The following is a 26,811-nucleotide window of genomic DNA, read 5'->3' as shown; positions in this document are numbered from 1 at the left end:
ATGCCGCATTCTTCCCCATCCGCGTCCGCCGCTGCGCCCTTCCGCCAGGAAGCGGGCGTGTGCCATGTGGGGGGCGACTGGAGCGTTCTGGCGCTGGCCGAGCCCGGCGAGGTCGAACGGCGCCGCGCTGCGATGGCCAAGGCCGTCAGCGAGGACGCGCGCTGGGACCTGCACTGCATCAGCCGGCTGGACACCATCGGCGCCCTGCTGATCTGGCAGGCCTGGGGCGAAAAGCTGCCCGAACGGGTGCGCTGGTCGGCCGGGCAGCAGGACGTGTTCAATGCCCTGGCGCTGAACAAGGGCGAGCGCCAGGCGCCGCCGCGCCCCGAGGCCTCGTGGGGCTGGGTCCGGTCCGTGGGCGACGCGGTGTTGCAGGCGGCCGAGAATGGCCGCGCCCTGTTGGTGATGCTGGGGCAGCTGGTGCTGGATTTCTTCGGCATGCTGCGTCGGCCTTCTCGGGGCCCTTGGCGCGAGATCTCGGCTCAGATCTACCGCACGGGGGCGCAGGCGCTGGGCATCACGGCGCTGGTGGGGTTCCTGATCGGCGTGGTGCTGTCGTATCTGTCGGCGCAGCAGTTGCAGATGATCGGCGCGGACCGCTTCATTGTCAGGTTGTTGGGCGTGTCCATCGTGCGCGAGCTCGGGCCGGTGCTGGCTGCCATTCTGGTGGCGGGGCGGTCGGGGTCGGCCATCACCGCGCAGATCGGCGTCATGCGGGTCACGCAGGAACTGGACGCGATGCTGGTGATGGGCATTTCGCACGGCCAGCGGCTGATCCTGCCGCGGGTGGTGGCGCTGGCGGTCACCATGCCGTTGCTGGTGCTCTGGACCGACGCCATGGCCATTCTGGGCGGCATGCTGGCCGCGCAGGTGCAGCTGGGCGTGTCGGCGCAGTGGTTCCTGCAATCCTTGCCCGACGCGATTTCCCTGACCAATTACTGGATCGGCATCCTGAAGGGCGTGACCTTCGGCATGCTGATCGCGCTGATCGCCTGCCATTTCGGCTTGCGCATCCAGCCCAACACGGAAAGCCTGGGGCGCGGCACCACGACCTCGGTCGTTACGTCCATCACCGGCGTGATCCTGCTGGACGCGTTGTACGCGGTGATTTTCAGTTCGGTGGGTATCTGATGGCCGGCGCCGAACAACATCGCCTGTTCACCGAAGAGCATGTCACGGTTGCGCCGGTCATTACCGTGCGGGGCCTGCGCACGGCCTTCGGCGACCACGTCGTGCACGACAACCTGGACCTGACGGTGTTTCCCGGCGAGATCCTGGTGCTGGTGGGCGGCTCGGGCACGGGCAAGACGGTGCTGCTGCGCCAGATCATCGGACTGGACCAGCCGGCCGCAGGCACGATCCAGGTGCTGGGCAATACCTTGTCCGAGCTGACGACCGCCGAGCGGCGCCGCCTGTCGTACCGCTGGGGCATGCTGTTCCAGGCCGGTGCGCTGTTTTCGGCGCTGTCAGTGTTCGACAACGTGGCGCTGCCGCTGCGCGAACTGCGCACGGTGCCCGAAGACCTGGTGCACGACGTTGTGATGTGCCGGCTGGCGATGGTGGGCCTGACGGCGCAGGACGCCGGCAAGCGGCCATCGGACCTGTCCGGCGGCATGGTCAAGCGCGTGGCGTTGGCGCGCGCGTTGTCGCTCGACCCGGAACTGGTGTTCCTGGACGAGCCCACGGCGGGCCTGGACCCGCTGCGTTCGGACGAATTCGTGGACCTGGTGCGCAGTCTGCACCGGCAGTTGGGATTTACCGTTGTCATGGTGACGCACGATCTGGACACGCTGCTCGCGTTGGCCACCCGTGTGGCCGTGCTGGCGGACAAGCGGGTGATCGTATGCGACACGGTGCCGGAAGTACTGAAGGTCGATCACCCGTTCATTCACACATTCTTCCTGGGCGAACGCGGTCTGCGCGCGCTTGGGGACATGGCGCCGAAGGGAACGCATCATGGAAAACCGTAGTCACGCGCTCATGGCGGGCATCTTCACGCTGGTCCTCCTGGCCGCCGCTGCGCTGGTGGCCGTCTGGATCGGCCGCGACCGGACCAAACTGCAAACCTATGAAATCGTGTCGGCCACTGCCGTCAGCGGCCTGAACCCCCAATCGACCGTCCGTTACCAGGGCGTGCCGGTGGGCAAGGTGCAGTCGCTGGCGCTGAACCCCGACAAGCCCGGGCAGGTGCGGATCCGCATCGGCGTGGCGCCCAACACGCCCATCACCGAATCGACCTGGGCAGAGCTGGGCGTGCAGGGCGTGACCGGCATGGCCAATGTGGAGCTGCGCGATGACGGCAGTTCGTTCAAGCGGCTGGCCTCCAGCGACGCCAATCCCGCCGCGATTCCGCTGCGCCCCGGCTTCCTGGACCGCATCGAGCAACGCGGCGGCCGCCTGATTTCCAATGTGGAAGATGCGACCGAGCAGTTGCGTCGGTTGCTGAGCCAGCAGAACGTGCAGGCGCTGACCGCCAGTTTGCAGAACGCCGCCGACATCACCCAGTCGCTCAAGGACGCCACCCGCGACCTGAGCCCGACCCTGGCCAAGCTGGGTCCGCTGATGGATTCGCTGGGCAGCACGTCGCGCCAGGCCGACCGTGCGGCGCGCGAGGTGGCCGACCTGGCCCAGCAGGCGCGGCAGTCGCTGGCGCGCCTGAACGCGCCCGACGGCCCGCTGGCCACGGCCACGCGCAGCCTGAATGACATCGCTTTTGCCGCCTCGCGCCTGGACAGCGAGACGTTGCCTGCCGTCGCCAGCATGGCCGCCAACGTCAGCGCAGCCGCGCGCGGCGCCACCTTTACCCTGCGGCGCGTCGACAACTCGCCGCAATCGTTGTTGTTCGGGCCGGCGCCGGTTGCGCCCGGGCCCGGCGAGGCCGGGTTCGCCGGATTTGGGAGACAGCCGAAATGAAGATGCGCAGCGCAGTTCTGATCCTGACTTTGGCGCTCGCTGGCTGCGGGGTAGGCCGCGTCGGCGCGCCGCCCGCCGTCTTCGACCTGGGGCTGGATGCCCGCCCCACGCCGCAGTTGCCGGCGCGTGAACCCATCGCGCTGGTGTTCTCGGCCGTGCCGGCGCTGTCCGATACCGGCATCGTCTGGCGGGTGGGCGACAGCGCCGCGCCCAAGGCCTACGCCACTTACCGTTGGTCGTCATCGCCGTCCGATCTGGTGCGGCAGCGCCTGATCGAACGCCTGTCGCGCCAGGGGCCGGTGCTGGCCGAGCGGGCCAGCGGGCAGACGCCGCAGTTGCAGGTCTATCTGTCGCAGTTCGAGCAGGTGTTCACGCCCGACGGTTCGGCCAGCGAGGGCCGCGTGCTGCTGCAGGCGGTGCTGCTCAATGGCCGCGACGTGGCCGGTCAGGTCCGTATCGCAACCCAGGCCCCGGCACCGACACAGGACGCCGCCGGCGGCGTGGCCGCCTTGCGCCAGGCGACCGATGACGCCGCAGACCAGTTGGCGCAGTGGCTGGCCAGCAATCCGAAGGCCGCGGCGCGGCCAGCCCGCTGATGCCCCGCCGGTTAACATTCCCTTTTTCACGCAGCACGAGTACCCCCTATGCCCGCAAGCACTGAAACCCACGCCTTCACCGGAGCCGCCGGCCGCATCGATTGCGCGGTGGATTGGCCCGACGGCACGCCGCGGGGCTGGGCCCTGGTGCTGCATCCGCACCCGCTGCAAGGCGGCGCCCGCGAAAACAAAGTCGTGACCACGCTGTCGCGCGCTTGCGTGCAGCACGGGCTGGTGGCGGTGCGCCCCAACTTCCGCGGCGTCGGCTTGTCGGAAGGCGTGTTCGACAAGTCCGTGGGCGAAACCCAGGACATGCTGGCGGTGGTGGCGCAGATGCGCGAACGCCATCCGGAACTGGCTGCCGCGCCCTGGGTGCTGGCCGGCTTTTCCTTCGGCACCGCCGTGGCCGCGCAGACCTATGCCGCGCTGGCGGAGCAGGGCGAAGCCGTACTGCCCAGCGCCCTGATGCTGATGGGGCCGGCGGTGAACCGCTTCCAGTCGCATGAGGTCCAGGTTCCTGACGATACGCTGATGGTGCATGGCGAAGAGGACGAAGTCGTGCCCTTGTCCGAAGCCATGGACTGGGCCCGGCCGCGCTCGATTCCCGTGGTGGTGATCCCCGGCGCGTCGCACTTCTTCCATGGCAAGCTGCTGGTGCTGCGCCAATTGGTGCAGGCGCGCCTGAAGGTTGCGCTGGACTGAGCCGCGCGCCGCGACGCGCGGCGAGTTGCATCAGGTTGCATGTTTTAAATGACCAAGGAACCCATCCCGGGGCGGATGGGTCCTATCGACTGCCTATAATTGTCAGCCACTTGCCCCGCGCCAGCGGGCGTCTTTCCTGGACCCACGTTGCCGATGAAGAATTTGCCTTACTCCGCTCAATCCCCCGTTGTCTTTGCCCGTCGCGCGTTGGCCGGCGCGGTGTTGTCGGCGATGCTTGCGGCGTCGCTGCCGGCCTGGGCTCAGCAGGCGCCCGCCGCGGCACCCGCGGCCGCCGGCGCCACGGCACCCGCGCCGACGGCCTCGGGGGTAGTGCCGGTGGGCGATGTGTCGGCGGTGCCGGCGCCCACCATCGCGGCCAAGGCCTGGATCGTGGTCGACGTGAACAGCGGCCAGACTCTGGCGGCCTCCAACCCGGACATGAAGGTCGAGCCGGCCTCACTGACCAAGATCATGACGGCCTACGTCGTGTTCAACGCGCTGGAAGAAAAACGCCTGACGCTGGAGCAGACCGTGCCCGTGTCCGAGCATGCCTGGCGTACCGGCGGCTCGCGCATGTTCATCGAGCCGCGCAAGCCGGTCACGGTCGACGAACTGAACCAGGGCATGATCGTGCAGTCGGGCAACGACGCGTCCGTCGCGCTGGCCGAAGCGGTTGGCGGCAGCGAGTCCGCCTTTGCCTCTCTCATGAACCAGGAAGCCGAACGCCTGGGCATGCGCAATACCCACTTCATGAACGCCACGGGCCTGCCTGACCCGCAGCACATGACGTCCACGCGCGACCTGGCCACGCTGTCGGCGCACCTGATCACCGACCACGCCGAGTTCTTCCACTACTACAAGCAGAAGAGCTTCACCTACAACAAGATCACCCAGCCCAACCGCAACCGCCTGCTGTGGGCCGACCCGTCGGTCGACGGCATGAAGACCGGCCATACCGATTCCGCCGGCTACTGCCTGGTGTCGACCGCAGTGCGCGGCGACCGCCGCATCCTGGTCGTGGTGGTGGGTACCGACAGTGAAGCCACGCGCGCCGAAGAAAGCCTGAAGCTCCTGAACTGGAGCTTCCAGAACTTCGACACGGTCAAGCTCTTCGACAAGAGCCAGCCTGGCATCGACGCCCGCGTCTGGGAAGGCACGGCCGACAACGTCAAGCTGGGCCCGCCCAACCCGGTGTCGGTGGCGGTGCCGCGCGGCAAGGCCGGCGACCTGAAGCCGGTGGCGCAGCGCACGGACCCGCTGATCGCCCCGCTGGCCAAGGGCCAACAGGTCGGCACGCTGCAATTCACGCTGGATGGCAAGGTGCTGCGCACCGAACCGCTGGTGGTGCAGGACGCCGTCGAACGCGCGGGCTTCTTCGGCCGCATGGCCGATACCGTCAAGCGCTGGTTCCAGTAAGCGGGCGCGCCACGGGCGCGGCCGCGGGTGTAAGCTTTATCCCAAGGGGCGGGCCGGGTGGCCCGTCCCTATCCATTTGATTCTCAGGAGCGGCTCATGATTCCGGGCGTACCGGGCGAAAGCCAGGTGTTTCTCAATGGCGAGTTTCTGCGCGTGGACGAGGCCAAGATCTCTGTCCTGGACCGCGGCTTCATTTTCGGCGACGGCATCTACGAAGTCGTGCCGGTCTATCGCGGCAATGCGTTCCGCATGGCCGAGCACCTGGACCGTCTTGACCGCAGCCTGGCGGCCTTGCGCATCGCCCAGCCGTTCGACCGCGCCGGCTGGATCGACCTGATCGAACAGCTGCTGGCGCGCTCCAACCTGGAAACCTGCATCGTTTACCTGCAGGTTACGCGCGGCGTTGCCAAGCGCGACCACCAGTTCCCGGCCCAGCCGGTCACGCCGACCGTCTTCGGCATGGTGTCGGCGTGGGCGCCGCCGTCGGCCGCGGCCCGCACGCAAGGCCTGTCCGCCATCAGCATTCCCGACGAACGCTGGCTGCACTGCGAGATCAAGTCCGTGTCGTTGCTGGGCAACGTGCTGGCCAAGCAGCAGGCTGTGGACGCCCATGTCGACGAAGTGCTGCAGTTCCGCGACGGCTTTCTCACCGAAGGTTCGTCCACCAACATCTGGGTCGTGTCCGGCGGCAAGCTGCTGGCGCCGCCCAAGAACAACCTCATCCTGGAAGGCATCCGCTACGGCCTGATGGGCGAGCTGGCGACCGAAGCCGGCATCGCCTTCGAAGCGCGCCGCATCACCCAGGACGAAGTCGCTCAGGCGGACGAACTGATGCTGTCCTCGGCGACCAAGGAAGTCCTGGCGATCGTCTCGCTGGACGGCCGGCCGGTGGGTTCGGGCAAGCCCGGCCCCGTTTTTGAGCAATTGCGCGCGGGTTATGATGCCCGCATCGCCGCGCTCTAAGCCGGCCCTGCGGGGGGCGCTGTTGCCAGCCCCCCGCGTCGCCCGCCCTGACGGGCGGGCCTTGCCTGGGCGATGCCTGCCCCCATATAGATGAATTGACGCTCCAGGCCATCCATCATGCATATTCCGCCCGAAGACTCCCTCATCGAGTACCCCAGCGACTTTCCCATCAAGGTCATGGGCAAGCAGCACCCCGATTTTGCGCAGACGCTGACCGAAGTCGTGCTGCGCTTTGACCCGGGCTTTGATGCCGCCACGGTCGAAATGCGGCCTAGCAAGGGCGGTAACTACATGGGCCTGACCTTCACGGTGCGCGCCACCTCGCGCGAGCAGCTCGACGGCCTGTACCAGGCGCTGCACGGCCATCCCATGGTGTCGATTGTCCTGTAAGGCAAGAAGGCTGCCGTGATCAAGTGGCTCGCGCGGCCGGCGGACTACCTGTCCGTCTGGCGGGACATGCAGGCGTACACCGACCAGCGGTCGGCCGAGACGCCCGATGAAATCTGGCTGTGCGAGCATGCGCCGGTGTACACGCTGGGGCAGGCGGGCCTGCCCGAGCACGTCCTGAACCCTGGCGCCATCCCCATCGTCCACTGCGATCGCGGCGGCCAGGTGACCTACCACGGACCCGGCCAGGTCATGGCCTACGCGCTGTTCGACCTGCGCCGCGTCGACATGTACGTCAAGGAATACGTCGCCTTGCTCGAGGCTGCCGTCATCGACACGCTCGAAGAAATGGGCGTGGCCGGCGCGTGCCGCAAGCCGGGGGCGCCGGGCGTCTACGTGCCCGCGCCGGGCGGGGGCGACCTGGCCAAGATCGCGGCGCTGGGCATCAAGATCCGCAACGGCCGCGCCTATCATGGCGTGTCGCTCAATGTCGCCATGGACCTGGCGCCGTTCCTGGGCATCAACCCCTGTGGTTACGCGGGGCTGCGCACCGTCGACATGGCGGCCTGCGGCGTGCGGCAAGACCCCACCGACGTCGGCGACACGCTGGCGCGCAATCTGGCCCGCGCCTGGCGCCAGGCAAGGACCCCTGCATGACATTCAGCTTCACCCCGGCCGACGTGGCCGCGACCTCGCCCGAGCAATTGGCGCAACTGCGCGCCGGACCGGTCGAGGCGTACGCGGCCTGGATACAAACCGCGGCCGGCATGGGCCTGGCCGAGGCGCAGACCATTTTTGGCCAGATGCTGCTGGACGGCATCGGCATGCCGCAGGATCAGGCCGAAGCGCTGGCCTGGTTCAAGCGCGCCGCCAATGGCGACAGCCTGATGGCCATCAACATGGTGGGCCGCTGCTACGAGAATGGCTGGGGCGTGGCGCCGGACGATACCGTGGCGGCGTACTGGTTCCGGCTGGCCGCCGATCGCGGCCTGGACTGGGGCATGTACAACTATGCCCACATGCTCAAGAGCGGCCGCGGCGGCGTGGTGCAGAACCGCGCCGCGGCGCTGGCCCTGTACCAGCAAGCGGCGCAGGGCGGCCATGTGAAATCCATCGGCGTCGTGGGCCGCTTCTATGAAGCCGGCGACGTCGTGCCGCAAGACCTGGAGCGCGCGTTTGACTGCTACCAGCGCTGCGCCGAAGGCGGCGACTTCCGCGGCATGTTCCATCTGGGCCGCATGCTGCTGCTGCGCGGCCGCAAGGACGACGCGGTGCAGTGGCTGGTGCGCGTGCCCGAAACCGCCACGCCGGCCTTTTTGCGCGAGGCCGACGCCATGCTGCGCGACAGCGGCTTTCCGCCCCTGTACGAAACCGGCGCCTGACCGGGCGATACGCTTGCGGCCGCTGCGGATGGCCGCGTGGCGCCTGGTGCCGGAGACGCGTCCTAGGTGCTCAAGCGCGTCTCGAACCCCACCTCCATCGTTATCCGCGTGCCGGCGGGCTGCTCGCCGTCCAGGCGGTCCAGCAACAGCTGGCCCGCGCGGCGGCCCAGTTCTGCCGCATCCATGCCCAGCGTCGTCAGCCCCTGCACCCATTGCGGCGCGCTGCCGTCGTCGGTAAAGCCCAGCACCGCCAGATCCTGCGGCACGTGCAGGTCGCGGTTGTGGGCTTCCGAGACCGCGGCCGCAGCCAGCAGGTCGGACGTGCAGAACACGGCGTCGAAGATCGTATTGGTCGCCAGCAGGCGCAGGAAGGCCATGCGGCCGTCGTTCATGTGCTGGGCTTCGGGTTGCACGATATCGGCGACCTGGCTCAGCCCCAATGCGGCGGCGGTGCCGATGAAGCCCTCGCGCCGGGCGCGTTCCCAGGGGTTGTCGGTGCTGATGCAGGCCACCTGCGCAAAGCGCTTGTCGGCGAAATGGCGGGCGGCCTGGCGGCCGGCCTCGGCATTGTCGACGGTCACGGCGCTGTCCAGCGGCGTGTCCGACAGGCTCCAGGTTTCCACCACGGGTACCTCCAGCGCGGCCAGGGCGACCCGCAACTGCGGATCGTCCAGCGGACCCACCACCAGGGCGGCAGCCGGGCGCAGCAGCGCCAGCCGGGGCAGCAGGGAGGGGTCGTGCCAGGGACCGGCGGCCAGGTAGTAGCCGGCGGGCGCCAGCCGGTCGGCGCAGGCCTGGATGGCGCGGGCGGCGGGGGCCGCATCCAGCCGGGGGGCGATCAGGGCGACGGGGCGGGGGACAGGCAGGGAAGACATGGCGGGCAGGGGGGAAATTCGTCAGGCGTGACGATAACCCAGACCGCTGCGCCCGCCCTCCGTATGGCCATTCGGGGCGGATCCTGGTGGCGGAGGGTAAAATGCCTTTTTTGTCTCAGACCGGGACGCCGCGCGCGCCGGTCGTGAAGGTGTCTCATGTCTACGCTTGCCGAGTCGTCTGTTCCCTCGAACGAACCTGCCGCTGCGCCCGCCGAAGCGGTCTACGATCCGACGCAGAAGCAGAAATCCCAGGCCAAGACGGCGCGCATCCCGATCAAGATCATTCCTGCCGAACGCCTGAAGAAGCCGGAATGGATCCGCGTCAAGGCCGCCCAGCCCGGTTCGCGCTTCTACGATATCAAGCGCATCCTGCGCGAGCACAACCTGCATACGGTGTGCGAGGAAGCCTCCTGCCCGAACATCGGTGAATGCTTCGGCAAGGGCACCGCCACGTTCATGATCATGGGCGACAAGTGCACCCGCCGCTGCCCGTTCTGTGATGTGGGCCATGGCCGTCCCGATCCGCTGGACACCAAAGAGCCCGAAAACCTCGCGCGCACCATCGCCGCGATGAAGCTGTCGTATGTCGTGATCACCTCGGTCGACCGCGACGACCTGCGTGACGGCGGCGCCGGCCATTTCGTCGACTGCATCACGCACATCCGCGAACTGTCGCCGTCCACCCGGATCGAGGTGCTGGTGCCCGACTTCCGCGGCCGCCTGGACCGCGCGCTGACCATCCTGAACGCGGGCCCCCCGGATGTGATGAACCACAACCTGGAAACGGTGCCGCGCCTGTACAAGCAGGCGCGCCCGGGTTCGGACTACATGCACTCGCTCAAGCTGCTGGCCGAGTTCAAGAAGCTGCATCCCAATGTGCCGACCAAGTCCGGCCTGATGCTGGGCCTGGGCGAGACGGACGAGGAAATCCTGCAGGTGATGCGCGACATGCGCGAGCACAACGTCGACATGCTGACCATCGGCCAGTACCTGCAGCCGTCGGAACACCACCTGCCTGTGCTGCGCTACGTGCATCCCGATACGTTCGCGATGTTCGAGCGTGAAGCCTACGCGATGGGCTTTTCGCACGCGGCGGTGGGCGCCATGGTGCGTTCGTCGTACCACGCCGACGAGCAGGCCCATGCGGCGGGCGTGCCTAACTGATCCACGGCGCGCGCAGTTTCCGTCACGATGAAAAATGCCCCTTGCGGGGCATTTTTCATTCCGCGGCAGGGCGCGACACGCGGCTGGTCCAGAACACGTCCGGCCGGCCCGCCTGGTGGTTCAGGTAGCGCGCCAGCACGAACATCAGGTCCGACAGCCGGTTCAGGTATTGCCGCACCGGCGTGTTCACGGCATCGGCGCGCGCCAGCGCCACCACGGCGCGTTCGGCGCGGCGGCAAGTCGTGCGCGCCAGATGGGCGTACGCGGACGCGCGCGAGCCTCCTGGCAGGATGAATTCGCGCAAGGGGGCAAGCGCCGCGTTGTAATGGGCCAGCCGTGCATCCAGATGCGCCACCTGGGCATCGGCCAGCGCGACATGGCCGGGGATGCACAATTCGGCGCCCATATCGAACAAATCGTGTTGGATGGTCAGCAGATCTTCGGCCACTTCGGACGAAACCGGTTCGGTCAGGAGCAGGCCGATCACGCTGTTGAGCTCGTCCACGTCGCCCAGCGCGGCGATGCGGGCGGCGTCCTTGGGTACGCGCGACCCGTCCCCCAGCCCGGTGGTGCCATCGTCCCCGGTGCGGGTGGCGATGACGGAAAGGCGGTTGGCCATGAGAGGTCCTTTGAAAACAACCGTCAAGATTGTTGCGTTATTGCGGGTGAACTATTGCGTAAGGACGGTATCCTAGCATTGTGGAAAGTGCATAAAGGCCGTAATGCCCGTGTGCGCTTTCAATGCAATCGGAGGATAAAGCATGGCTTTCAACCGCAAATACGCAATGCCCATGGCCGTCGCTACCGCGATGGCTGTCGTGTCGCTGGCGACGCCGCTGGCGTTTGCCCAGCAGGCCGACGCCAGCGGCGAGGTGCGGCGCGTGGACCCGGCTGCGGGCAAGGTCACCATCAAGCACGATGCCATCAAGGCGCTGGACCTGCCGGCAATGACACTGGTGTATGACGCCGATCCCGCGCTGCTGGCCAAGATCAAGGCGGGCGACAAGGTGCGCTTCACGGCCGAGCGCAAGGACGGCAAGTACGTGGTGACGGCGATCACCAATTAAGCCGCGCCTGGCCGGCGCCTCGGCCCAGGGGCTGCGAGGGCCAGCGCCGCTTCAAGAACAAAAAGGCCCGCCGCAATCGCTTGCGGCGGGCCTTTGCCTTGGCGGCCTGGGCCGCGCCTACAGCACGTAGCGGGCCAGGTCCTGGCTGCTGGCGGCTTCGGCCAGTTGGGCGTTGACGTAGGCGGCGTCGATCTTGACGGTCTTGTCGCTGCTGGAGGTGGCGTCGAACGACAGTTCGTCGAGCAGTTTTTCCATCACCGTGTACAGGCGGCGGGCACCAATGTTCTCGGTGGTTTCATTGACGTCGTAGGCCAGCTCGGCCAGGCGGCGTACGCCTTCTTCGGTGAATTCCAGCTGCACGTCTTCGGTGGCCATCAGCGCCGTGTACTGCTTAGTCAACGAGGCATCGGTGTCGGACAGGATGCGCACGAAGTCTTCGGCGGTCAGGGATTCGAGTTCGACGCGGATCGGGAAACGGCCCTGCAGTTCAGGGATCAGGTCCGACGGACGGGCCAGGTGGAAGGCGCCCGACGCGATGAACAGGATGTGGTCCGTGCGGACCATGCCGTAGCGCGTGTTGACGGTGGTGCCTTCGACCAGCGGCAGCAGGTCACGCTGCACGCCTTGGCGCGAGACGTCGGCGCCGCCGCTTTCCTGGCGGGCCGCGATCTTGTCGATTTCGTCCAGGAAGACGATGCCGTTCTGTTCGACATTATTGATGGCGACGGTGCGCAGGTCTTCTTCGTTGACGCGCTTGGCGGCTTCTTCGTCGACGATGAGCTTGAAGGCTTCGCGCACCTTCATTTTCTTGGACTTCTTCTTGTCGCGGGCCATGCCGGCAAACATGCCGCGCAGCTGCTCGGCCATTTCTTCCATGCCGGGGGGCGTCATGACGTCCATCTGCGGCGCGGCCTGGGCGACTTCGATCTCGATTTCGAGGTCGTCGATCTTGCCCTCGCGCAGACGCTTGCGGAAGGTCTGTCGGGCGCTGTTGTCTTCGCCGCGCTCGGGTTCGCCGGAGGCGCCGCGCGGGGGCGGCACCAGGGCGTCGAGGATGCGGTCTTCGGCGGCGTCTTCAGCCTGGGTGCGCACGCGGCGCATTTCCAGTTCGCGGGTCTGCTTGATCGAGTATTCGGTCAGGTCGCGGATGATGGTGTCGACGTCGCGGCCCACGTAGCCCACTTCGGTGAACTTGGTGGCTTCGATCTTGATGAACGGCGCGTTGGCCAGCTTGGCCAGGCGGCGGGCGATCTCGGTCTTGCCCACGCCGGTGGGGCCGATCATGAGGATGTTCTTGGGGTGGATTTCGTGGCGCAGGGGCTCGGCGACCTGCTGGCGGCGCCAGCGGTTGCGCAGGGCGACCGCCACGGCGCGCTTGGCGCGGTTCTGGCCGACAATGTATTTGTCGAGTTCGGAGACGATCTCTCCGGGCGTCATGTTGGATGCGGACATGAGGGCGAATCCTTGGAAAGCTAGGGCTGGCTGGGGGAAGCGCGCCGCGGCGCAGGAAGCGGCGCCGCGCGGCGGGCGTCAGTCGCCCAGCGTTTCGATGACGTGGTTCTGGTTGGTGTAGATGCAGAGGTCGCCGGCGATCTCGAGAGATTGTTTGACGATCGTCTCGGGCGGCAGTTCCGTGTTGCGCAACAGCGCCAGCGCGGCGGACTGGGCGTAGGCGCCGCCCGAGCCGATGGCGGCCAGGCCGTGTTCGGGTTCGAGCACGTCGCCGTTGCCGGTCAGCACCAGGGTGTGTTCGGTGTCGGCCACGATCAGCATGGCTTCGAGCCGGCGCAGGACGCGGTCGGTGCGCCAGTCGCGGGTGAGTTCCACGGCCGCGCGCATCAGGTTGCCCTGGTGCTTTTCGAGCTTGGCTTCGAAACGTTCCTGCAGCGTGAATGCGTCGGCGGTGGCGCCGGCGAAACCGGCCAGGATCTTGTCGTGATACAGGCGGCGGATCTTGCGTGCCGTGCCCTTGACGACGATATTGCCCAGGGTGACCTGGCCATCGCCGCCGAGTGCGACGCGGTTGCCGCGGCGCACACACACGATGGTGGTGGCGTGAAATTGTTCCATGCGTTCCTTCCTTTGAAACGACTAGCTGGGGGCGATCCAAGGGAAATCAAGGCTTTCCGGGGCGCCAATAAAAAAGGCCATGCTGGGGGCAGCATAGCCTTTCAGGGTGAAGCCGGAAAACGGGACGGATCAGTCGCCGTACAGCTTCTGGCGCATTTCGCGGCGCTCTTGAGCTTCGAGCGACAACGTGGCGGTGGGGCGGGCCAACAGGCGCGGAACGCCGATGGGTTCGCCCGTTTCTTCACACCAGCCGTATTCGCCGCTGTCGATGCGGGCGATGGACTGTTGCACCTTTTTCAGCAGCTTGCGCTCGCGGTCGCGGGTACGCAGCTCAAGGGCGTGTTCTTCCTCGATGGTGGCGCGGTCGGCGGGATCGGGCACGAACTGCGTTTCACGCAGGTGCTCGGTGGTTTCGCCGGCATTCGCCAGGATGTCCTGTTCGAGTTGTTTGAGCCGTTCCTTGAAGAATGCCAGCTGGCGTTCGTTCATATAGTCGGACTCGGGCATGGCCAGCAATTCCTTCTCGCTGGGCAGATCAATCGCCGTATCGCTCGTCGACTTGCTTGATTTTTTGGTTGCTGCCTTGGTAGCCATGAAAACACTCCACTATGAATCGATCCTGGCGCGGGCGGTTCTTCCCGGTCCGTGTGCTTGCTGCCTACGCTATCCGTACCTCACAGTACTGCCTTCGTCGCATCGAGTCACGTATCCAAAAAGGGGATCACCCCGCCAGGCACTGCTCCAAGCCCCGGGTGAAAATCTCCTGGGGCAGCTTGCGTCCGATGAAGACCATCTTGGTGGACGGTTTTTCGGCCGCGGTCCACGGTTTGCCGGGTTCGGCGCCCATCATCATGTGCACACCCTGGAACAACATGCGGCGGTTGATGCCCTTCATGTACAGGATGCCCTTGTAGCGCAGCAGGTCGGGACCATAGACCTGCACCACACCGCCCAGGAATTCCTCAAGGCGCGCGGGATCGAACGGCTTGTTGGAACGGAACACGAACGCGCCGATTTCGTCGTCGTGCTTGTGGTGGTGGTGATGATGCGCGTGATTGCAATGCGCCCCGCAGTCGCCTTCGTGATCATGGTCGTGACCGTGGTCATGGCCGTGATCGTGCCCATGGTCGTGCCCGTGGGCATGGCTGTGGGCGGCGTCGGGGTGCTCATCGGCCAGGAATTCCGGGTCGATGTCGAGAATGGAGTTCAGGTTGAAGCCGCTGATGTCGATGATGGACTTCAGGTCGGCGTCGCCGAAGTTGACCGCGGTGATGGGCGCGCGCGGGTTCATGTGCACCAGGCGGTTGCGCAGCGCTTCGTAGTCGACTTCGTTGACCAGGTCTTTCTTGGAAATCAGGATGCGGTCCGCGAAGCCGACTTGTTTCTGGGCTTCGGGCTGCTCGTCCAGCGTGACCATGCCGTGCTTGGCGTCGACCACCGTGACCACCGCGTCCAGGCGGTAGTACTCGGCGATGTCGTCGTCCATGAAGAACGTCTGGCACACCGGGCCGGGGTTGGCCATGCCGGTGGTTTCCAGGATGACGCGTTCGAAATTCAGGGTGCCGGCTTCGCGCTTGGCGCGCAGCTCGGACAGGGTGCGCATCAGGTCGCCGCGCACCGTGCAGCAGACGCAGCCGTTGGACAGTTCGATGATTTCTTCATCGCTGTCTTGCACCAGCAGGTCGTTGTCGATGCTTTCCGGTCCGAACTCGTTTTCGATGACCGCGACACGGCGGCCGTGGAACTCGGTCAGGATACGTTTGAGCAGGGTGGTCTTGCCCGCACCGAGAAAGCCGGTGAGGATGGTGACGGGAACCATTTTGTCCAAACTGCGCGGGGTGTTCATGGCGAAGCTGCTTGCGTGAAGTAAGGCGGCGAAGGGTCGCTGCCACAGGCTGCGAGGGCCGCCTAGAGCGGCCGGACGCAGGATTACAGCACAGTCGGGGGCGGGGGGCAAACCCCGGGCCAACCCGGGGGCCATAGCCGCCCAGTTCGCGGCTGTACGCCGTCAAGTATCGGGCGATATCACTATTTTGGGGCAATTTTCCGGATTTCAAGGTCCGGATCAGGCGGGCGGCCGGGGCCGAGGGGCACGCGCCTGCCGCAGGGCAGGGACGTGCCGGCGCCTCAGTGGTGATGGTGGTGGTGGCCGGCGTCTGCGGGCTGCTTCTGCTGGCACTGGGGGCACAGCGCCCGGATCTCGGTTTCGTGGGTAGCCAGGGCGTAGCCGGTCTGGGCCACGCGTTCGGCCAGCTGGCGGCTCATGGCGGGGTCGGAGACTTCGGCGACCGCGCCGCAGCCGGTACAGACCACCAGCAGGTCATGCGGCGCGCCGCCGGCATCGTGGCAGGCGCTCCAGGCGTTGACGGCGTCCAGCCGGTGGATCAGGCCTTCGTCCATCAGGAAGTCCAGGGCGCGGTACACGGTGGGGGGCGCCGCGCCGGGATGGACTTCGCGCATGGCGTCCAGCAGTTCGTAGGCCTTCAGGCTGCGGCCGTGGCGCAGCAGCAGTTCCAGGACCTTGCGGCGGATGGGGGTCAAGCGGCGGCCGCGTTGTTCGCACAACGTCTCGGCGACGCTGAGCTGGGCGCCTACGGTGTCGCTGCGGGGGGAACGGGGCGGAGCGGGCATGGCGGGCTTCATCTGAATTAGGGACGCGCGCGACGCGCGCGAGATGCCAGGAAGGTAGCAGAAAACACTCTGATGCGGGCGAAAGGCACCCTTTCAAGCCTTGTTAGTTATGATATAACATAATAAATCTGTTTCGTAGCCTGTCGTTTCCATGTCTCACTTTTCGCTCTTGCCCCCGCGGCCCGGCGCCGCGCCGGGGCCGGGCGCCTCCCACCGTTCCAGCTTCCTGGCGTCTGCCTGGCGTCGCATGGCCTACGCGCTGGCCGCGGCCGCCGCGCTGTGGGCGCTGACCGGCTGGGCCATGGACTGGTGGCCGCGATGAACGCGGCACCGGTCGCCATCGAGCTGCGGGACGCATCCTTCGGCTGGCACGGGCATGCGGCGCTGCGCGGCGTGTCGGGCCGCTTCGAGCCGGGCGCAATGACCGCCGTGGTGGGTCCCAACGGGGCCGGCAAGTCGACGTTGATCAAAGGCATCATGGGGGTGCTGCGGCCGTTGTCGGGCAGCGTCACCGTGGGCGGGGCCGGGCGGTCGGAACTGGCCTGGCTGCCCCAGGCCGCCGAACTGGACCGTTCGTTTCCGGTGTCGGTGCTGGACCTGGTGGCGATGGGCGCATGGCGCCGGGTTGGTGCCTGGCGGCGCTACGGGGCCGAGGAAATCGATCGCTGCCTGCACGCGCTGGAGACCGTGGGCCTGGCCGGCATGGCGGGACGCGGGGTGGACACGTTGTCCGGCGGACAGATGCAGCGCACGCTGTTCGCGCGGATGCTGGTGCAGGATGCGCCGGTGCTGCTGCTGGACGAACCCTTCGCCGCCGTGGACAGCCACACCGCCGATGACCTGATGGCGCTGCTTTGCGGCCTGCATGGCCAGGGGCGCACCGTCATCACCGTGCTGCATGACCTGGACATGGTGCGTGACCATTTTCCGCAATGCCTGCTGTTGTCCGGTTCGGTGGTGGCCTGGGGTGATACCGCGTCAGCCCTGTGCGACGAAAACCTGAAGACGGCGCGCCAATGGCACGCGGGAGCGTTCGCATGAGCGCGCTGCAATGGGTCGTGTCGCCTTTCCTTGACTACGGTTTCATGCGCCGCGCACTGGCCGGCGCCTGCGCTTTGTCGTTGGGCGCGGCGCCGCTGGGGGTGTTCCTGGTCTTGCGCCGCATGAGCCTGATGGGCGACGCGATGTCGCACGCCATCTTGCCGGGCGTGGCGGCGGGCTTCCTGCTGTCCGGCCTGTCGCTGGGCGCGATGATGTTGGGCGGCGTCGCGACCGGCCTGGCCGTGGCCTTGCTGGCGGGGCTGGTGGCGCGGCTGACGCCGCTGCGCGAAGACGCCAGTTTCGCCGCTTTTTATTTGATCTCACTGGGCCTGGGGGTGCTGCTGGTGTCGCTGCGCGGCTCCAACATGGATCTGCTGCACGTGCTGTTCGGCACGGTGCTGGGCCTGGATGACGCCGCGCTGCTGCTGGTGACGGCCACGGCCAGCGTCACGCTGGTGGTCCTGGCGGCGTTGTACCGGATGCTGGTGGCGGAATGCCTGGACCCGGGCTTCCTGCGGGCCAGCGGCGGACGCGGCGGCTGGGTGCACATGGGCTTTCTGGTGCTGGTGGTGGTGAACCTGGTGGCGGGCTTCCAGGTGCTGGGCACCTTGATGGTGGTCGGCATCATGATGCTACCGGCCGCCGCGGCCCGCTTCTGGCTGCGTTCGGCGGCCGGCCAGATTCCCTTGGCCGCCGGCATCGGCGTGGCCGCGTCGGTCTTCGGCCTGTTGGTGTCGTACCACTTCAACGTGCCGGCCTCGCCCGCCATCATCCTGGCGGCCGGCGTCTGTTACCTCTTTTCCATCGTTTGCGGCCCGCTGGGCGGGCTGCTGCGGGCGCCGCGCAGACCGCGCCGGGCCTGATCCTTCAAGGAGATCCGCTATGACTTCCCTATCGCTGGCGCTGTCGCGCCGCCGTGCCTTGCTGGCTGCCGCCGGCTTGTGGCTGTCCGCGACCTTCGGCGTGGCGCATGCCGCCCAGCCGCTGCAAGCCGTGGCCAGCTTTTCCATCCTGGGCGACATCGTGCGCGAAGTCGGCGGCGATGACGTGCAACTGACGACCCTGGTGGGACCGGACGGTGACGCCCATGAATACGAGCCCACCCCCGCGGACGCCAAGAAGCTGGCCGCCGCCAAAGTGCTGTTCGTGAACGGGCTGGACTTCGAGGCCTGGTTGCCCAGGTTGGTCAAGGCATCTGGCTTCTCGGGCCAGACGGTGGTGGCGTCCAAGGGCGTTACCGCGCGCAAGTTCGCCGGCCACGGCCACGATCACGGCGACAAGGACCACGATCATGACCACGCCCCGGCCCACGCCCATGGCGAAGCGGACCACGGCCACAGCCATGGCGACAACGACCCGCATGCCTGGCAGAACCTGGCCAACGGCGTGATCTACGCGCGCAACGTGGCCGACGGCCTGGCCGCCGCGGACCCGGCTCATGCCGACGCCTACCGCAAGCGCGCCGACGCCTACATCGCCCGCATCCAGGCCGCCGACGCGTCGGTGCGCAAGACCTTTGCGGCGATTCCCGCGGAACGCCGCAAGGTGGTGACCTCGCATGATGCGTTCGGCTATTTCGGTGATGCCTACGGGGTGCAGTTCATTTCGGCGGTGGGTGTGTCCACCGCTGCCGAGCCGGCGGCTGGCGACGTGGCGCGCATCATCGAACAGGTCAAGCGCGAGAAGGTGCCGGCGGTGTTCGTCGAGAACATCACCAGCCCGCGCCTGGTGCAGCAGATCGCACGCGAAACCGGCGCCAAGGTGGGTGGTACGCTTTATTCCGATGCGCTGTCCAAGCCCGGACAACCCGGCGCCACCTACCTGGAAATGTTTGAATGGAACGTACGTCAGCTCGCCGCGGCCTTGCAGCCCTGATCGCCGTGACGGGCGCGTTGGCGGCCAGCGCCGCCAGCGCGCACCCGCACATGTGGATCGACGCCCGCGCGGTGGTCGACCTGGACGAGCAGCACCGGATCACCGCCGTGCGGCAGGTCTGGCTGTTCGACGAGATGTTCGGCGCCTACGCCACGCAAGGCCTCAAGAAGGGCAAGAGCGGCACGCTTGCCGACGACACCTTGAAGGGCATGGCGCAAGACTGGATGAAGGCACTGGGCGAGCCGGTCTCGCACTATTTCACGCGCGTCACGGTGGCGGGCAAGACCATGGCGTTTGCCGCGCCGCGAGATGCCCGCGTGACGTGGAACCCCAAGACGGGCCGATTGGCGCTGGCGTTCACGCTGCCGCTGGCCGAGCCCGCCGCGCTGGACGCCGCGGGCGCCCAGGTGGACATCTACGATCCGACGTATTTCGTGGCCTACGCCTTCGATGAAAAGGGCGCTGTCACGCTGGGTGGTCCCGGCGCGGCGGCCTGCAAGCCGGCTTATCGCAAGCCGAAGGAACTGGATTGGAACACCATGCAGCAGCTGGCCGCGATCCCGGCCGATCCGGACGCGCTGCCGGAAGAGCTTTTCGCCATCACCAAAGGGTTGACGCACCGCATCGAGGTGCAATGCGCCTGACGGCGGGCGGTTCGGCCGCCGCCGCGTGCGCGTGGCTGCTGGCGCTGGCCGCCATGGCCTGGACCGGGGTGGCCGATGCGCAGGGCGCGCATCCGTTTGGCGTGCCGGAAAGCGGCGCAGGCATGGGCGGGCCAAGCTGGCTGGCGAGCTTTTTCGGCCAGGTGTCGGTGTGGCAAAGCCATTTCTACCGGCAACTGACATCGGCCGTGCGGGCCTGGCAGGCCGACGGCGGGGCGGCCTGGATGCTGATCGGCCTGTCGTTCGCCTACGGCGTGTTTCACGCGCTGGGACCGGGGCACGGCAAAGCGGTCATCTCTTCTTATGTGTTGGCCAACCGGCAGACGGCTCGCAATGGGGCCTTGCTGGCCCTGGCGTCGTCGTTGGTGCAGGCGTTGGTGGCGATCGCGATGGTGGCGGTGTTGGCGCTGGTGTTCAACGCCACGGCAGCCACGATGAACCAGGCGACGCGCTGGCTGGAGCTGGCGTCGTATGCGTTGGTGACGCTGTTGGGCGTGTGGCTGGTGTGGGTCAAGGCGCTGCGGCCATTGCTGCGCCGGCGGCCTGTTGCGGCGCAGCCGGCCATCCGTGGCGTTGAGGGGCCAAGACCGTCTGCGGTAGCCGGGTCGGGCCAAACCTTGAAAGGGGCTGCGGCGTTGCGGGCCATCTCGGTGCAGGCGGCGCCCGTGCGGCAAGGCCCGGCGGCAGCCGCGTTGCCGAGCGCGTTGCACGACCCTGCCCATCACCATCACGACGATTGCGGTTGCGGCCACGCGCATGTGCCGCCGCCGGAGCAGGTGGCCGGGCCGCTGAATTGGCGTCGTGCCTGGTCGGCGATCCTGGCGGTGGGACTGCGGCCGTGCAGCGGTGCGTTGATCGTGCTGGTGTTCGCGTTGTCGCAGGGGTTCTTCATGGCGGGCGTGGCGTCGGCATTGGCGATGGGCCTGGGCACGGGCCTGACGGTCGCGGCGCTGGCGTGCCTGGCGGTGGCCGCGGGCGGCGCGGCAACGGCCCTGGGCGGCCGGCTGTCCAGCGTGGGGGCGGCGCGATTGCGCTATGGCGTGGAGGCCTTGGCCGCACTGGCGGTCTTGGCGCTGGGCGTGCTGCTTTTGGGCGGGATGCTGGCCGGCGGCGGCTGAACGGCCAGCGTCAGGATTTGCGGCCGGCGCGCGGATGCGCCTGGTCGTAGGCGCGCGCCAGATGCTGGAAGTCGAGCCGGGTGTAGATCTGGGTGGTGGAAATGTTGGCGTGGCCCAGCATTTCCTGCACGGCGCGCAGGTCCTGAGCCGATTGCAGCACGTGGCTGGCGAAGCTGTGGCGCAGTACGTGCGGGTGCACATGGGTGGGCAGGCCGGCGGCCTGCGCGATCTGCGCCAGTTGCAGCTGAACCACGCGCGGCGAGATGCGTCGTCCGCGTGCGCCCAGGAACAGGGCGGCCGCGTCTTCGGGTTGCGCGGCGGGCGGGGCCAACTGTGGGCGGACTTCGATCCAGCGGCGCAATGCGGCCAGAGCCGCCTGGCCTATCGGCACCGAACGGCGCTTGCCGCCTTTGCCCAGCACGATGACTTCGGCATCGTCCAGGTTGAGCCAGCCGCGCGATTCATAGTGGGCCGCGCGCTCGTAGCGCAGGTCCAGCCCCACCAGTTCAGACAGGCGCAGCCCGCTGGAATACAGCAATTCGAACATGGCCTGGTCGCGCAAGGCGGCCGGCTCGGTGGCGACCTGTGCCTGAGGACGGTCGAGCAGGGCCTGGGTCTGTTCGACCGACAGGGCCTTGGGCAGGCCGCGCGGCGCCTTGGGGGCGCGTACGCCCGCGACGGGATTGCCAGCCAGGCCGACGACCGGCGCCCACCACTGATAGAAGCCGCGCCACGCTGCCAACGTGCGCGCCAGGCTGCGCGGGCCGCGGCCCTGGGCGTGCAGTCGCGCCACGAATTGGCGGATGTGCCCGTTGCCCAGGGTGTCCAGCGGCAGTTTGGCGCGTTCGGCGAGGTCGCGCAGGAAGTGCAGTTCGCGCCGGTAGCCTGCGAGCGTGTGCGGGGAATAGCGGCGGTTGGCTTCCAGATGGCGCAGCCAGGCGGCCATCGGGTCGGGCAGGGGGGCGTCCGGTGCTTGCGGTGCCAGCATGGGAGCCCCCGCGGTCATGGGGTCAGGCCTTGGGGGCGGCCGGGTTCAGCCGGTGCAGCGCGGCCGAGGCCAGTTGGCCGATGGATTCGAGGAACGCGGTGCCCATGTCGGGCGTGAAGCGTTCGGCGTCGTCCGAGCCCAGCACCAGCAGGCCGACGCTGGCGCCGTCGGCTTCCAGGCGCAGCGGCACCAGCGCCAGCGATTTGGGCTTGGCGTCGAGCCAGCCGGCGGCTTCGAAGGCGGAGTCGGTGCCGCAATACGGCGTTTTCAGGCTGTCGGTGAACGTGCGCACGTCTTGCGTGACGGGTTCGCCGTAGCCGGTTTCGGGCAGTTCGGGCAGGTTCCACAGACGCAGGGCGACGTGGTTGATGTCGAACTGCTCGGCCAGGCCCAGGGCGATTTCGCCGGGCACGAGCTGAGGATCGTTTTCCGACAGCAGGCGGCAGCACCATTTGGCAACATGGCCGCCGATGGTTTCATTGGCGGTGGCGTTGCGCACCAGTTCGTTCAGACGCCATTCGAGTTCGCGGTTGCGTTCGCGCAGCGTGAGGATCTGGCGTTCGCCCAGCGAGATGGCGCGCGAACCATGCGGATGCGGCACTTGCAGCGTCGCGAAGACGTCGGCGTGCTGGTCGAAGAAGCCGGGGTGTTCCTGCAGGAAGGTGGCAATGTCCTGGGCGGTGAATGCGGTATCGGTCATGGGTTATCGGTTCAGCGCCATGGAGAAGACGAGCTTGTCGATGTCGACCTGCCCCGTGAAGACGGATTCGGCCGGGCCGGTCATGCGCAACTGGCCGTCGGTCCAGGCGATGGTCAGCACGCCGCCGCGTGTTTGCACGCGCACGGGGGAATCGAGCAGGCCGCGGCGGATGCCGGCTGCAACGGCGGCGCAGGCGCCGGTGCCGCAAGCCAGGGTTTCGCCGGCCCCGCGTTCGTGCACGCGCAGCCGGATGGTGTGGCGATCGACGACTTGCATGAAGCCGGCATTGACCCGGCGCGCAAAGCGCGGGTGGGTCTCGACCAGCGGGCCGACGATGGCGACAGGGGCGGTGTCGACGTTGTCGACCACCTGCACCGCGTGTGGGTTGGAAATGGCCACGGCCGACAGGCTGACGCTGCGTGGCAGGCCCGCGGGCGTGTCCAACGGCAGTTCCCAGAGGGTGTCCTGGCCTTCGGCGCGCGAGGCCAGGCCGGCGGTGTCAAAAGGCAGGGCGGCTGGATCGAAACGGGTGCTGCCCATGTCGACGGTGACTTGTTCGTCGTCGCCTTCATCGAGGACGAGGATGCCGGTGGCGATCTCGGCGCGCAGCGGATTGCGGTCGGACAGGCCTTGTTCGTGCACGAAGCGCACGAAGCAGCGCGCGCCGTTGCCGCAGTGTTCGACTTCGCTGCCGTCGGAATTGAAGATGCGGTAGCGGAAATCGGCGTCGGGGCGGGTGGCGCGTTCGACCAGCAGGATCTGGTCGGCGCCGATGCCGAAGTGCCGGTCGCCCAGCGCGCGGGCGCGTTCGGGCGTCATGTCGATGACTTGGCGAACGCCGTCGAGCACGACGAAGTCGTTGCCCGCGCCATGCATTTTGGTGAAGTTCCAGTTCATGGGGGGATTATCGCCCATTCTGGCCGGGGAAACCGTGGGCGCTGCCGCGGGCGGTGATCCCGCGGCAGGCGCGTGCGGCCTAGTAGATCTTGGCTTCGCCCGGCGGCCGGGTCTTGAAGCGGCGGTGGACCCAGTAGTACTGGCTGGGGCAGCGGCGCACCCAGGCCTCGAGTTCGCGGTTCAGGCGGGCGGTGGCTTCCTCAAGCGAGTCCTCGCCCGGGAAGTTTTCCAGCGGCGGCAGGACTTCTGCGTGGTAACGACCGGTTTCGGGGTTCCAGAAATCCAGGATGGGCAGCACGGCGGCGTCCCACTTCTTGGCCAGTTGGGCGGTGGCCAGCAAGGTGGCGGCCTGCACGCCGAAGAACGGTGCGAACACGGCGCCCTGGCGGCCGAAGTCCATGTCGGGCAGGTAGTAGACAGGGCGCGGGGCGCGCAGGTGGCGGATCAGGTCGCGCACGCCGTCCTTGCGGCTGACCAGGAACACTTCGTTGAAGCGGGCCCGGCCGGCAGCCACGACCGCATCGATGTGCGGGTCGCTTTGCGGGGTGTACATGGTGGCCGCGCTGGGCACTTCCATGGTGAGCCGGGTGGCGGCGGCATCCAGGCCAATGAAGTGCGGCGCCAGCAGGATGACGCTGCGGCCCTGGGCGGTGAATTCGTTGATGCGCTCGGCGCCGCTCTGGGTGACCATGTCCTTGATGGCCTCGGGCGTGCCGTACCAGAGCACGCCGCGGTCGACGATGGATTGCGCCAGGGCGCGGAAATGTTCGCGTACCCAGCGTTCGCGGACGGCCTCGGGCTGGTCGGGAAAGCACAGTTCGAGATTGCGGCGCACGATGCGGGTGCGCGATTTGGCCAGGCGCATGGCCAGCCAGCCGAGCGTGGCACCGATGCGTTGCCGCGTGGCGGGCCGCATGCGGCCAAACCACTTCAGCAGGGAAACCAGCGTGCGCGTTTTTGATTCGTTCATGGGCAAAATAGGGGCATAAGACCGGGGCGGAGCAGGGGCGCGGACCGGGCGTCAGCCGGGCTCGGCCGCGGCGCCGTCGGCGGGCGCGGGTGGCGCGCCGCGCGGGGTCTTATAGCGGTTGTAGCTCCAGAGGTATTGTCGCGGGCAGCGGCGGATCAGCGTTTCCATGGCGGCGTTCAGCAGCGCGGCCTGGGCCTGGGGGTCGGCGGGCAGGGGTTCCGGCACGCGAACGTAATGGATGCGCCAGCCGCGGCCGCCGGGCAGGCGTTCGCCGGCGGTCAGGATGATCGGCACGCCGGTCTGGCTGGCCAGCTTGCCCGGCAGGGTCATCGTGTAGGCCATGCGCCCGAAGAACGGGGCCCAGACGCCGTCGCCGACGCCGGGGGCCTGGTCGGGCAGCATGCCGACCGATTCACCTCGGCGCAGGGCGCGCACGAATTCGCGCACACCTTGCATGGTGGCCGGTACGGCATTGACCGCCGAGCTGTTGCGCGCGGTTTCCAGCAGCGGTGCCAGGATGTCCTTGCGCGGCGGGCGGAACATCACGGTCATGGGCATCTGGCGGGCCAGGTAGCGGGCGGTGATCTCGAAGCAGCCCAGGTGCGGGGTCAGGAACAGGATGCCGCGGTTTTCGGCGCGGGCGGCGTCCACGACGGCGTTGTCGTCCGACACCACCTGGGCCAGGCTTTGCTCATTGCGGAACCAGACCCGGGGCATTTCCAGGATCATGGCGCCGGCTTCGCCCGCCGCCTGGCGGGCAAATGCCGCGCCGGGGTAGCCCGCCTGGGCCGCATTGGCCTGCAGGCGGCGCCGGTACTTGCCGGGAAACGCATAGGCCACGCGGCCAAGCAGGCGCCCCAGCGCGTGCGCGACGGGCAGGGGCAAGGAAGCAAACAGGCGAAACAGGGCTAGCAGCATGCGGCAAATGGCTGAGATCGGGCATGGTGATGCCGGTGCTCGGGGGAAAGACCCCAATGGCGGCACAAGCATAAGTAACGCATTTTCGCTTAAAATCGGCAGGTCGCCGAGTTAACCGACAACTTGCGGGGCGACGGCAGGGGTCCAGCGCATTGCGCGTCTCTTGCCAAATCCGCTAAAGCGTCGCGCCCAGATCAGCGTATGTCAATGCAGTCCGGGGTGCTACGCGCCTCGTGAACCTATGTTCCGGCTGTACCGGACACGAAAGGACGCATCTGTGGCCAACAACGACTTTCTCTTTACTTCCGAATCGGTTTCCGAAGGGCATCCCGACAAGGTAGCCGACCAGATTTCCGACGCGATTCTGGACGCCATCTTCACGCAGGACCCCAACGCCCGCGTTGCCGCCGAAACCCTGTGCAACACGGGTCTGGTCGTGCTGGCCGGTGAAATCACCACCACCGCCAACGTCGACTACATCCAGGTCGCACGCGACACGATCCGCCGCATCGGCTACGACAACACCGAATACGGTATCGACTACAAGGGTTGCGCGGTGCTGGTCGCCTACGACAAGCAGTCGCCGGACATCGCCCAGGGCGTGGACCGCAGCTCGGAAGACTACCTGAACCAGGGCGCGGGCGACCAAGGCCTGATGTTCGGCTACGCCTGCGACGAAACCCCCGACCTGATGCCGGCCCCGATCTGGTACGCGCACCGCCTGGTGCAGCGCCAGAGCGAACTGCGCAAGGACGGCCGCCTGCCGTGGTTGCGCCCGGACGCCAAGTCGCAAGTGACCTTCCGCTACATCGACGGCCGTCCGGCTGAAGTCGACACCGTGGTGCTGTCGACCCAGCACGCGCCCGACGTCACGCAGGAAACCATCCGCGAAGCCGTCATCGAAGACATCATCAAGCCCAGCTTCCCCGACGGCCTGATCACGCCCCAGACCAAGTTCCTGGTCAACCCGACCGGCCGCTTCGTCATCGGCGGCCCGCAAGGCGATTGCGGCCTGACCGGCCGCAAGATCATCGTCGACACCTACGGCGGCGCATGCCCGCACGGCGGTGGCGCGTTCTCGGGCAAGGATCCGTCCAAGGTCGACCGCTCGGCTGCCTACGCCGCCCGCTACGTGGCCAAGAATATCGTGGCCGCCGGCCTGGCGCGCCAGTGCCAGGTGCAGGTCAGCTACGCCATCGGCGTGGCCGAGCCTATCAATATCACCGTCTACACCGAAGGCACCGGCGTCATCCCCGACGACCAGATCGCCAAGCTGGTGCGCGAGCACTTCGACCTGCGTCCGAAGGGCATCGTCAACATGCTGGACCTGCTGCGCCCGATCTACACCAAGACCGCCGCCTACGGCCACTTTGGCCGTTCCGAGCCGGAATTCTCGTGGGAAGCCACGGACAAGGTCCAGGAACTGAAGAAGGCGCTGTAAACCGCCTGCTTCCAGCAAAAGAAAACGCCCCTGCA

General features: G+C 67.4%; 31 protein-coding genes. 19 read left to right on the top strand and 12 right to left on the bottom strand.

Annotation, left to right across the window (positions count from 1 at the left end; translation table 11 throughout):
* From U858_RS0105895 to U858_RS0105850, 10 genes are all read left to right on the top strand, one after another.
* Positions 1–1,131: an ABC transporter permease gene (locus U858_RS0105895; RefSeq protein WP_025136258.1), complete on the top strand. Its 1,131-nt coding sequence runs from the start codon at positions 1–3 to the stop codon at positions 1,129–1,131.
* On the top strand, positions 1,131–1,970 hold the full coding sequence (locus U858_RS0105890) for an ABC transporter ATP-binding protein (protein ID WP_025136257.1): 840 nt from the start codon (positions 1,131–1,133) through the stop codon (positions 1,968–1,970). The genes U858_RS0105895 and U858_RS0105890 overlap by 1 nt, the downstream gene beginning before the upstream one ends.
* Entirely contained in the window at positions 1,957–2,913 is a 957-nt protein-coding gene (locus U858_RS0105885; protein WP_025136256.1) for an MlaD family protein, read from the top strand. Before U858_RS0105890 ends, U858_RS0105885 begins: the two co-directional genes overlap by 14 nt.
* Positions 2,910–3,509 (top strand): ABC-type transport auxiliary lipoprotein family protein, encoded by a 600-nt coding sequence (locus tag U858_RS0105880; RefSeq protein ID WP_025136255.1) that lies wholly within the window; start codon positions 2,910–2,912, stop codon positions 3,507–3,509. The genes U858_RS0105885 and U858_RS0105880 overlap by 4 nt, the downstream gene beginning before the upstream one ends.
* 48 nt (positions 3,510–3,557) lie before the next feature.
* Entirely contained in the window at positions 3,558–4,211 is a 654-nt protein-coding gene (locus U858_RS0105875; RefSeq protein WP_025136254.1) for an alpha/beta hydrolase, read from the top strand.
* A 153-nt stretch (positions 4,212–4,364) separates the two neighbouring features.
* Entirely contained in the window at positions 4,365–5,627 is a 1,263-nt protein-coding gene (locus tag U858_RS0105870) for a D-alanyl-D-alanine carboxypeptidase family protein (RefSeq protein ID WP_025136253.1), read from the top strand.
* A gap of 96 nt (positions 5,628–5,723) precedes the next feature.
* Entirely contained in the window at positions 5,724–6,590 is an 867-nt protein-coding gene (locus U858_RS0105865) for a D-amino acid aminotransferase (RefSeq protein ID WP_025136252.1), read from the top strand.
* A 117-nt stretch (positions 6,591–6,707) separates the two neighbouring features.
* A complete protein-coding gene (locus U858_RS0105860) occupies positions 6,708–6,980 on the top strand; it encodes a YbeD family protein (protein ID WP_025136251.1) in 273 nt (90 codons plus the stop codon).
* Positions 6,981–6,995: 15 nt separating this feature from the next.
* Positions 6,996–7,634 (top strand): lipoyl(octanoyl) transferase LipB, encoded by a 639-nt coding sequence (lipB, locus tag U858_RS0105855; RefSeq protein WP_025136250.1) that lies wholly within the window; start codon positions 6,996–6,998, stop codon positions 7,632–7,634.
* Positions 7,631–8,359, top strand: a complete 729-nt coding sequence (locus U858_RS0105850; RefSeq protein ID WP_025136249.1) for a tetratricopeptide repeat protein — start codon at positions 7,631–7,633, stop codon at positions 8,357–8,359. The genes lipB and U858_RS0105850 overlap by 4 nt, the downstream gene beginning before the upstream one ends.
* 62 nt (positions 8,360–8,421) lie before the next feature.
* On the opposite strand, the gene U858_RS0105845 is transcribed toward U858_RS0105850, so the two are convergent.
* A complete protein-coding gene (locus U858_RS0105845; RefSeq protein WP_025136248.1) occupies positions 8,422–9,234 on the bottom strand; it encodes a substrate-binding domain-containing protein in 813 nt (270 codons plus the stop codon).
* A 156-nt stretch (positions 9,235–9,390) separates the two neighbouring features.
* On the opposite strand from U858_RS0105845, the gene lipA reads away from it, so the two are divergent.
* Positions 9,391–10,398, top strand: a complete 1,008-nt coding sequence (gene lipA / locus U858_RS0105840; RefSeq protein ID WP_025136247.1) for a lipoyl synthase — start codon at positions 9,391–9,393, stop codon at positions 10,396–10,398.
* A 55-nt stretch (positions 10,399–10,453) separates the two neighbouring features.
* Here the strand turns inward: lipA and U858_RS0105835 are convergent, their stop codons facing one another.
* On the bottom strand, positions 10,454–11,017 hold the full coding sequence (locus tag U858_RS0105835) for a cob(I)yrinic acid a,c-diamide adenosyltransferase (protein WP_025136246.1): 564 nt from the start codon (positions 11,015–11,017) through the stop codon (positions 10,454–10,456).
* A 142-nt stretch (positions 11,018–11,159) separates the two neighbouring features.
* Between U858_RS0105835 and U858_RS0105830 the strand changes: the two genes are divergently transcribed.
* Positions 11,160–11,465, top strand: coding sequence for a copper-binding protein (locus tag U858_RS0105830; RefSeq protein WP_025136245.1), 306 nt, complete (start codon positions 11,160–11,162; stop codon positions 11,463–11,465).
* Between the two features lie 117 nt (positions 11,466–11,582).
* Here the strand turns inward: U858_RS0105830 and hslU are convergent, their stop codons facing one another.
* The 5 genes from hslU to U858_RS0105805 all read right to left on the bottom strand — a co-directional run bounded on the left by hslU (position 11,583) and on the right by U858_RS0105805 (position 16,166).
* The gene (gene hslU, locus U858_RS0105825; RefSeq protein ID WP_025136244.1) at positions 11,583–12,917 is read right to left on the bottom strand and encodes an ATP-dependent protease ATPase subunit HslU; all 1,335 of its coding nucleotides are present in this window, start codon (positions 12,915–12,917) and stop codon (positions 11,583–11,585) included.
* A 78-nt stretch (positions 12,918–12,995) separates the two neighbouring features.
* Positions 12,996–13,535: an ATP-dependent protease subunit HslV gene (gene hslV, locus U858_RS0105820; protein WP_025136243.1), complete on the bottom strand. Its 540-nt coding sequence runs from the start codon at positions 13,533–13,535 to the stop codon at positions 12,996–12,998.
* Between the two features lie 129 nt (positions 13,536–13,664).
* Positions 13,665–14,129: an RNA polymerase-binding protein DksA gene (gene dksA / locus U858_RS0105815; RefSeq protein WP_006216410.1), complete on the bottom strand. Its 465-nt coding sequence runs from the start codon at positions 14,127–14,129 to the stop codon at positions 13,665–13,667.
* 127 nt (positions 14,130–14,256) lie between these two features.
* Positions 14,257–15,381 (bottom strand): GTP-binding protein, encoded by a 1,125-nt coding sequence (locus U858_RS0105810; protein ID WP_025136242.1) that lies wholly within the window; start codon positions 15,379–15,381, stop codon positions 14,257–14,259.
* Positions 15,382–15,662: 281 nt separating this feature from the next.
* Entirely contained in the window at positions 15,663–16,166 is a 504-nt protein-coding gene (locus U858_RS0105805; RefSeq protein ID WP_006224833.1) for a Fur family transcriptional regulator, read from the bottom strand.
* 151 nt (positions 16,167–16,317) lie between these two features.
* Here U858_RS0105805 and U858_RS35880 point away from each other — a divergent pair, with 151 nt between their 5' ends.
* Genes U858_RS35880 through U858_RS0105775 form a run of 6 tightly spaced genes read left to right on the top strand, consistent with a single transcriptional unit; the run spans position 16,318 to position 20,862 of the window.
* Positions 16,318–16,488: a hypothetical protein gene (locus U858_RS35880; protein WP_175216991.1), complete on the top strand. Its 171-nt coding sequence runs from the start codon at positions 16,318–16,320 to the stop codon at positions 16,486–16,488.
* Positions 16,485–17,207: a metal ABC transporter ATP-binding protein gene (locus U858_RS0105795; RefSeq protein WP_029953567.1), complete on the top strand. Its 723-nt coding sequence runs from the start codon at positions 16,485–16,487 to the stop codon at positions 17,205–17,207. The genes U858_RS35880 and U858_RS0105795 overlap by 4 nt, the downstream gene beginning before the upstream one ends.
* Positions 17,204–18,070: a metal ABC transporter permease gene (locus U858_RS0105790; protein ID WP_025136240.1), complete on the top strand. Its 867-nt coding sequence runs from the start codon at positions 17,204–17,206 to the stop codon at positions 18,068–18,070. Before U858_RS0105795 ends, U858_RS0105790 begins: the two co-directional genes overlap by 4 nt.
* Before the next feature lie 19 nt (positions 18,071–18,089).
* Entirely contained in the window at positions 18,090–19,082 is a 993-nt protein-coding gene (locus tag U858_RS0105785; protein ID WP_025136239.1) for a metal ABC transporter substrate-binding protein, read from the top strand.
* Entirely contained in the window at positions 19,043–19,726 is a 684-nt protein-coding gene (locus tag U858_RS0105780) for a DUF1007 family protein (protein WP_025136238.1), read from the top strand. Before U858_RS0105785 ends, U858_RS0105780 begins: the two co-directional genes overlap by 40 nt.
* Positions 19,717–20,862 carry a nickel/cobalt transporter gene (locus tag U858_RS0105775; RefSeq protein WP_051593530.1) on the top strand — a complete coding sequence of 382 codons (1,146 nt, stop codon included), beginning with the start codon at positions 19,717–19,719 and terminating at the stop codon, positions 20,860–20,862. The genes U858_RS0105780 and U858_RS0105775 overlap by 10 nt, the downstream gene beginning before the upstream one ends.
* 10 nt (positions 20,863–20,872) lie before the next feature.
* Here the strand turns inward: U858_RS0105775 and xerC are convergent, their stop codons facing one another.
* The 5 genes from xerC to U858_RS0105750 form a co-directional block, all read right to left on the bottom strand.
* A complete protein-coding gene (gene xerC, locus U858_RS0105770; protein WP_029953566.1) occupies positions 20,873–21,850 on the bottom strand; it encodes a tyrosine recombinase XerC in 978 nt (325 codons plus the stop codon).
* A 22-nt stretch (positions 21,851–21,872) separates the two neighbouring features.
* Positions 21,873–22,550, bottom strand: a complete 678-nt coding sequence (locus tag U858_RS0105765) for a DUF484 family protein (RefSeq protein WP_025136235.1) — start codon at positions 22,548–22,550, stop codon at positions 21,873–21,875.
* Positions 22,551–22,553: 3 nt separating this feature from the next.
* Positions 22,554–23,465, bottom strand: coding sequence for a diaminopimelate epimerase (gene dapF / locus U858_RS0105760; protein ID WP_025136234.1), 912 nt, complete (start codon positions 23,463–23,465; stop codon positions 22,554–22,556).
* Between the two features lie 61 nt (positions 23,466–23,526).
* A complete protein-coding gene (locus U858_RS0105755; RefSeq protein WP_025136233.1) occupies positions 23,527–24,417 on the bottom strand; it encodes a lysophospholipid acyltransferase family protein in 891 nt (296 codons plus the stop codon).
* Positions 24,418–24,468: 51 nt separating this feature from the next.
* A complete protein-coding gene (locus tag U858_RS0105750; RefSeq protein WP_369797638.1) occupies positions 24,469–25,407 on the bottom strand; it encodes a lysophospholipid acyltransferase family protein in 939 nt (312 codons plus the stop codon).
* Positions 25,408–25,612: 205 nt separating this feature from the next.
* Between U858_RS0105750 and metK the strand changes: the two genes are divergently transcribed.
* A complete protein-coding gene (metK, locus tag U858_RS0105745; protein WP_025136231.1) occupies positions 25,613–26,776 on the top strand; it encodes a methionine adenosyltransferase in 1,164 nt (387 codons plus the stop codon).
* The last annotated feature ends 35 nt before the right edge of the window (positions 26,777–26,811 follow it).

It is taken from the genome of Achromobacter sp. DH1f (assembly GCF_000633435.1).
Classification (GTDB): Bacteria; Pseudomonadota; Gammaproteobacteria; order Burkholderiales; family Burkholderiaceae_B; genus Achromobacter; species Achromobacter deleyi.
This window is presented reverse-complemented; position numbering and strand designations above follow the sequence as displayed.